Origin of the sequence: Kocuria sp. NPDC057446 (genome assembly GCF_042802875.1) — a bacterium.
Classification (GTDB): domain Bacteria; phylum Actinomycetota; class Actinomycetes; order Actinomycetales; family Micrococcaceae; genus Kocuria.
This window is the reverse complement of the sequence record NZ_JBHVDI010000003.1, coordinates 59,781-65,923: the sequence shown is the minus strand read 5'-3', so window position 1 is coordinate 65,923 and position 6,143 is coordinate 59,781. Positions and strand designations below refer to the sequence as shown.

The 6,143-nt window shown below is 74.7% G+C and carries 6 protein-coding genes; 2 read left to right on the top strand and 4 right to left on the bottom strand.

What is annotated here, in order from left to right:
- Window positions 1–150: 150 nt before the first annotated feature.
- Window positions 151–678, top strand: coding sequence for an amino-acid N-acetyltransferase (locus tag ACFU0Y_RS01015; protein WP_380212575.1), 528 nt, complete (start codon window positions 151–153; stop codon window positions 676–678).
- On the opposite strand, the gene ACFU0Y_RS01010 is transcribed toward ACFU0Y_RS01015, so the two are convergent.
- On the bottom strand, window positions 662–1,639 hold the full coding sequence (locus tag ACFU0Y_RS01010) for an A/G-specific adenine glycosylase (RefSeq protein ID WP_380212574.1): 978 nt from the start codon (window positions 1,637–1,639) through the stop codon (window positions 662–664). The genes ACFU0Y_RS01015 and ACFU0Y_RS01010 overlap by 17 nt on opposite strands.
- A 24-nt stretch (window positions 1,640–1,663) precedes the next feature.
- On the opposite strand from ACFU0Y_RS01010, the gene ACFU0Y_RS01005 reads away from it, so the two are divergent.
- A complete protein-coding gene (locus tag ACFU0Y_RS01005) occupies window positions 1,664–2,407 on the top strand; it encodes a hypothetical protein (RefSeq protein ID WP_380212573.1) in 744 nt (247 codons plus the stop codon).
- 16 nt (window positions 2,408–2,423) lie between these two features.
- Here ACFU0Y_RS01005 and disA read toward each other — a convergent pair whose 3' ends face one another.
- Genes disA through ACFU0Y_RS00990 form a run of 3 tightly spaced genes read right to left on the bottom strand, consistent with a single transcriptional unit; the run spans window position 2,424 to window position 6,143 of the window.
- The gene (disA, locus tag ACFU0Y_RS01000; protein WP_380212572.1) at window positions 2,424–3,500 is read right to left on the bottom strand and encodes a DNA integrity scanning diadenylate cyclase DisA; all 1,077 of its coding nucleotides are present in this window, start codon (window positions 3,498–3,500) and stop codon (window positions 2,424–2,426) included.
- 7 nt (window positions 3,501–3,507) lie between these two features.
- A complete protein-coding gene (gene radA, locus ACFU0Y_RS00995) occupies window positions 3,508–4,935 on the bottom strand; it encodes a DNA repair protein RadA (RefSeq protein ID WP_380212571.1) in 1,428 nt (475 codons plus the stop codon).
- A 59-nt stretch (window positions 4,936–4,994) separates the two neighbouring features.
- A complete protein-coding gene (locus ACFU0Y_RS00990) occupies window positions 4,995–6,143 on the bottom strand; it encodes an aromatic acid exporter family protein (RefSeq protein WP_380212570.1) in 1,149 nt (382 codons plus the stop codon).

Sequence of the window (6,143 nt, the reverse complement as noted above, 5' to 3'; positions counted from 1 at the left end):
GGCGACCGGGGCGGTGGGGTGATCCGGGGCCGCCCCGCGGGGCCGGCCGCGCACCGCGCGGCGGGCCCCTCGGGCGTCCGCCCAAGTGGGGACGGACTCGGAGCGAAACCCCCGCCGGGCGTCGACGTTCGCAAGCGTACACTTGGGGGCGTGACCGAGCTTCGCCTGCGACCCGCCCGCACCTCCGACGTCCCCGCCATCAAGGACCTCGTGGCCCCGCTCGCGCGCGCCGGGGTGCTGATCAACAAGGACACGGTCGCCTACTACGAGGGCATCCAGGAGTTCCTGGTGGTGGAGGCGGCCGGCGACGAGCAGGCCGGTCTCATCGGCTGCGGTGCCCTGCACGTGATGTGGGAGGACCTGGGGGAGGTCCGGACCCTGGCCACCTCCGACGCGTGGCGGGGCCGCGGGGTGGGACGCACGCTGCTGGCCGGGCTGATCGAGCGGGCCCGCGACGTGGGGGTCTCGCGCGTGTTCTGCCTGACGTTCGAGGTCGACTTCTTCGGCCGGTACGGCTTCGAGGTCATGCCCAACCAGAACCAGGTGCCCCCCGACGTGTTCGCGGAGCTGCTGCGCTCGCACGACGAGGGCGTGGCCGAGTACCTCGACCTGGCCCGCGTGAAGCCCAACACCCTCGGCAACACCCGGATGCTGCTCGAGCTCAGCCCGGAAGACTGACGCCCGCCGGTCCTTCGACGGCCAGCCCGTCCCGCACCAGCCCGTCCAGGGCGCGCCGGCGCTGCTCCTCCGGGGCCTCCAGGCCGTGCAGCGCGTCCAGGGCCCGCAGGGTCTCCGGCGGCAGGTCCGCGCCGGTCGCGACGTCGACGGGACCGGTCAGCCGGCGGGCCGGCACCGGTGCGGACCCGGCCCGCAGCACCGCCATGACGGCCCCGCGGACCTGACGGTCCGTGCCGTGCCAGCGCTGGCCCCGTGGCGCCTCGACGGGCTCGGGCCGTCCCGCGGCGACCCACGCGCACGCGTCCCGCACCGGGCACTGCTCGCAGCGGGGGGAGCGGGCCGTGCAGACGAGGGCGCCGAGCTCCATCACCGCCTGGTTCCAGCGCACGGCCAGGGCGTCGTCGTCGGGCATCAGTTCCTCCGCGAGCCGCAGCTCCGCCGCCGTGAGGGACCGGGCCGGCAGCGCCCGGCCCGCGGCGACCCGGGCGTGCACCCGGCGGATGTTCGTGTCCACCACGGTCTGCCGGTCCCCGAAGGCGAACACCGCGATCGCGGCGGCCGTGTAGGCGCCCACACCGGGCAGGGCCAGCAGCAGCTCGTGCGCCGCGGGCACGCGTCCACCGTGGCGCTCGGTGATCTCGACGGCGGCCGCGTGCAGCCGCAGGGCCCGGCGCGGATAGCCGAGCCGGCCCCACGCGCGCACGGCCTCCCCGCTGCTCGCGGCGGCGAGGTCCGCGGGCCGCGGCCAGCGCTGCATCCACGCGCGCCACACGGGCAGCACGCGCACCACGGGCGTCTGCTGGAGCATGAACTCGCTGACCATGACGCCCCACGGGGAGCAGGAGGGGTCCCGCCACGGCAGGTCCCGGGCGGCGTCGTCGTACCAGTCGGCCACGGCCCGGTGCAGGTCCGGGAGGCCGGGGTGCGCGGCGGTGGCCGGGGCGGCGTGCGAAGAGCTCATCGGAGTCCACTGTAGCCTGGGAGGATGGCGCAGAAGGGTTCCGGGAGCACCCCCGACGGACGGTCGGGGAACGGTCACGACGACGACGGACGAACCCCCCGCACCCCCGGATCCCGGCGTGAGAGCCCCGAGGTGTACCGGCGCCGCCGGCTCGTGGCGGCCCTCGCCGCGGGCGTGCTGCTCGTGCTCGTGGCCGTGGGGCTGGTCTCGGCCGTCGCGGGCATGCTGGGTCCGGGGGAGACGGACGGCGCCCCGGCCCCGGACGCGGCTCCGGCCACGGCGGAGGCCGCCTCGGAGGAGCCGTTCGCGGACTTCACGCCCCGGCCGGACGAGAGCGCCTCGGCCTCCGCGGGGGCGTCCGCGGCGCCCACGGAGGGGCCGGTCGAGGAGTGCGGCGCCGAGCTGGCCGTGCGCGCGTCCACGGACCGGGAGAGCTATCCCGAGGACGTCGAGCCGGTCCTCGTGCTGAGCCTGGAGAACACCGGCGAGGACCCCTGCCGCGTCGACGCGGGCACGTCCCGGATGGTCTACGAGGTGACCTCGGGGGCGGACACCGTCTTCGACAGCAGGCACTGCCAGGCCGGTGCCGAGGACGCCGAGGTGACGCTCGGGCCCGGCCAGGAGGAGAGCGCCCGGCTGACGTGGAACCGGCTGCGCACCGCCGAGGGCTGCACGGAGGCGGGCGGCGAGGCGCAGGCCGGCTACTACCGCCTGGTGACCTCCCTGGGGGAGCGCACCGCGGAGCCCGTGCCGTTCGTGCTGGAGTGAGCGCGCCGGGCGCGGCTCACATGAAGCGCTCGAGCAGGCTGGTCTCGGCCATCCGGGAGAGGGACTCGCGCACGGTCCGCGCCCGCTGCTCGCCGATGCCCTCGACCGCCTTGAGGTCCTCGAGGTTCGCGGCCATCAGGGACTGCAGGCCGTCGAACTGGCGCACGAGCCGGTTGGCCACCGCACGGGGCATCGACTTGATGCCCTCCAGCAGCCGGTAGCCGTGCGGGTGCAGGTCCGTCTCGAGGCTGCCCTGCGGCTCCACGAGACCCACCGACACCGCGATCCGCTGCAGGTCGATGAGCTCAGCCGGGGTGAGCTCGGCGAGGCGCCCCAGTCCCTCCTCGATGCCCTCCGCGGGAGTGTCGTCGGGCAGGTAGTCGCGCAGCACCACGTCCGGCCCCGGCCCGGTGCCCGCCGTGAGCTCCTCGAGCTGCAGGGCGATGAGCCGCCCGTCCACGCCGAGCTCGAGCACGTACCAGCCGATCTCGGAGGAGATCCGCCGGACCATCTCCATGCGCTGCAGGGTCAGGGCGACGTCCCGGACCGTGACGGAGGCCTCGATCTCGAGGGAGGAGAGGTTGCCGAGCACCTGCTCCATCCGGTGGCTGTAGTGCTCGAGGGTCTGCAGGGCCTGGTTGGCGCGGGCCATGATCGACTGGGAGCCCTCGATGGCGTAGCGGGTCTCGCCCACGTAGATCGTGATGACGCTCATGGACTGGCTCACGGAGATCACCGGCACCCCGGTCTCCTTGGCGGTGCGCTCGGCGGAGCGGTGCCGGGTGCCGGACTCCGTGGTGCCGATCGAGGGGTCCGGCACGAGCTGGACCCCGGCCTTGAGGATCCGGGTGGCGTCCCGGTCGCAGATGATGGCGCCGTCCATCTTGGCCAGCTCCCGCAGCTTGGGCGCGGAGCAGTCGGTGTCGATGTCGAAGCCGCCGGAGCAGATGGCCTCGACCGACCGGTCGAAGCCGAGCACGATCAGCCCGCCCGTGCGCCCGCGCAGGATCCGCTCGAGACCGGTGCGCAGTTCGGTGCCGGGAGCGATCCGGGCCAGCGTCTTGCGCAGTGCGTTCTCAGGGATCTTCGCCACGGTCACATCATACGGCCGCGGCGGCCTGCCGGTTCCGGGCGGGAGCGGCGGCGGACCGGGGGAAGAGCAGCTCCATGGCGTCGCTGATGGTGGTCACCTCCCGCACGGTGAACCCCGCCGGGACCGGGCCCGGCCCGGTGGGGCTCGCGGGCACCACCGCGTGGGTGAAGCCCAGCCGCGCGACCTCCTGGATGCGGCGCCCGATGCCCGGGACGGGCCGCACCTCCCCGGCCAGGCCCACCTCCCCGAAGCACACCAGCCGCTGCGGCAGGGGCCGGTCCTGCGCGGCCGAGGCCAGCGCCATGGCCACGGCGAGGTCCGTGGACGGCTCGGTGAGCTTCACGCCGCCGACCGTGGAGACATAGCAGTCCAGCCCGGCGAGGTTCACGCCGGCCCGCCGCTGCAGGACGGCCAGCAGCATGGCGACCCTCGAGGAGTCCAGGCCGGCGGTGGCCCGCCGCGGCTGGGCGGTGGAGGAGCGGTCCAGGAGCGCCTGCACCTCGGCGAGCAGCGGCCGCCGGCCCTCCAGGGTCACCGTGAGGCACGTGCCGGAGACCGGCAGGGCCGTGCGGGAGACGAACAGCCCCGAGGGGTCCTCCACGCTCGTGATCCCGGTCTCCGTGAGGTCGAAGCAGCCGACCTCGTCCGTGGGGCCGTAGCGGTTCTTCACCGCCCGCAGCAGCCGGATCCGGGAGTGCTTCTCGCCCTCGAACTGGCACACGACGTCCACCAGGTGCTCGAGCAGCCGCGGCCCGGCGATGGACCCGTCCTTGGTCACGTGGCCCACGAGCAGCGTGGTCATGTTGCGCTTCTTGGCCGCGGCGATCAGGGAGGCGGCGACCTCGCGCACCTGGGTCACCCCGCCCGCGGAGCCCTCGACCTCGGCGCTGGCCAGCGTCTGCACGGAGTCGACCACGAGCAGGCGGGGGGAGATCTTCTCGATGTGGCCCAGCGCCGTGGCCAGGTCCGTCTCCGCGGTGAGGTACAGGGTGGGCGCCACGGCGTCGATCCGGTCCGCGCGCAGCTTGACCTGCGCCGCGGACTCCTCGCCCGTCACGTACAGGACGTCCCGGGTGCCCTCGCCCGTGCCCTCCGCGAAGCGCGCGGCGACGTCGAGCAGCAGGGTCGACTTCCCGACCCCGGGCTCGCCCGCCATCAGCACGACCGCGCCGGGGACGAGACCACCGCCGAGGACCCGGTCCAGCTCGGGCACCCCGGTGGGGGCGGAGGTCGCCACGGTGGCGTCCACCTGGGCGATGGGACGGGCGGGATCGGCGATCGACCGGGCGGCCGTGGTGCGGGCCTTGTGCTCGCCGATCTCCTCGACCGTGCCCCAGGCCTGGCACTCCCCGCACCGGCCCACCCACTTGGCCGTGCTCCAGCCGCACTCGGTGCAGCGATAGGCGGGGGAGTTGCGGCGGGTGCGGGTGCTCATGGCGTCCAGGCTATCCGCCGCGTCGGACGGCACAGCCGCGGGGCCGGCCGGGCCGGGGCTCAGCCGCGGTCCCAGCCCTCGAGCCGGGGCAGCTGGGCGCGCGCCTCGTCGTGGGTCATGCCGGCCGCCTCGAGCAGGTCCACGACCATCGGGCGCATGTCCAGCACCAGGGTCTCGCCCTCCATGGTGCGCACCCCCATGCGCCCGGGATCCAGGCGACCGGCCACGTTGACGAGCTCGTTGCGGGCCTGGCGCAGATAGCTCTCCCGGGAGCCGGGGGAGGCCACCGCGAGCGCGTTGCCCAGGGTGGTGACGGCGTCGGCGAGGTCCTCGAGGGCCTCGCTCATGGCGGCCACGGCCTCGTCCGAGAGCGTCACGTGGTTGAGCACGGAGGCCAGACGGCGGGCGAGCACCCGGGCGTTGCGCACGGCGAGGTCCAGGTAGCGGATGGAGTGGGCGATCCCCTCGATCTCCGCGCGGCGTCCCCGGTAGAGGGGCGAGGCCGTGGCGATCTCGAGGGCGGACTTCAGACCGGACGTCACCGAGTCCACCAGCGGCTGGGTCTGCCGGGCCCGCACGAGGGCGTGCCAGGCGGCGGTGGCGTCGTAGTCGTCCACGGCCCGGCTCGCCTCGCGGAGCACCCCGGAGAACTCGTCGACGAGCGCCCGCAGTCCCTGGCGCGGCTGGCTCCGCGGGTCCGTGGGCACGAAGTACGCCATGGCCAGGGCGCACAGCCCGCCCACGACCGCGTCCGTGGACCGGGCGAAGACCCCGTCCTGGGACGGCGGCAGCAGGACCACGAGCACGGACTGCAGCCCCATCTGGGTGGTGAACAGGGTGCCGTTGTCGAGGAAGCGGGCGAGCAGGATCGAGGTCATGAGCACCACGCCGGCCTGCCACACGCCGGCGCCCAGGACGTGGATGAGCGCGTCCCCCACGGCGATGCCGAGGGTGCAGCCGATCGAGACCTCCAGGACCCGCCGGTAGCGCAGCCCGTCCTTCGCGAAGCCCAGGGCCACGAGGGCGGCGGTGGCCGCGAAGATGGGCCCGGAGTGGCCCAGCAGCCGCTCGGCGATCACATAGGCACCCACGCTGGCGACCGTGATCTGGAAGCTCTGGAGCAGCCCCGTCCGGACCCTGGTGAGACCGATCCGGGTGCGGCTGCGCACCGCGCGGGCCGCGGCGCGCGCCCGGTTGCCTGGCTGCAT

Coding starts and splice junctions, on each gene's coding strand:
- ACFU0Y_RS00990 (WP_380212570.1), bottom strand. CDS start 6,143: ATGCAGCCAGGCAACCGGGCGCGCGCCGCGGCCCGCGCGGTGCGCAGC.
- ACFU0Y_RS01010 (WP_380212574.1), bottom strand. CDS start 1,639: ATGAGCTCTTCGCACGCCGCCCCGGCCACCGCCGCGCACCCCGGCCTC.
- radA (WP_380212571.1), bottom strand. CDS start 4,935: ATGAGCACCCGCACCCGCCGCAACTCCCCCGCCTATCGCTGCACCGAG.
- ACFU0Y_RS01005 (WP_380212573.1), top strand. CDS start 1,664: ATGGCGCAGAAGGGTTCCGGGAGCACCCCCGACGGACGGTCGGGGAAC.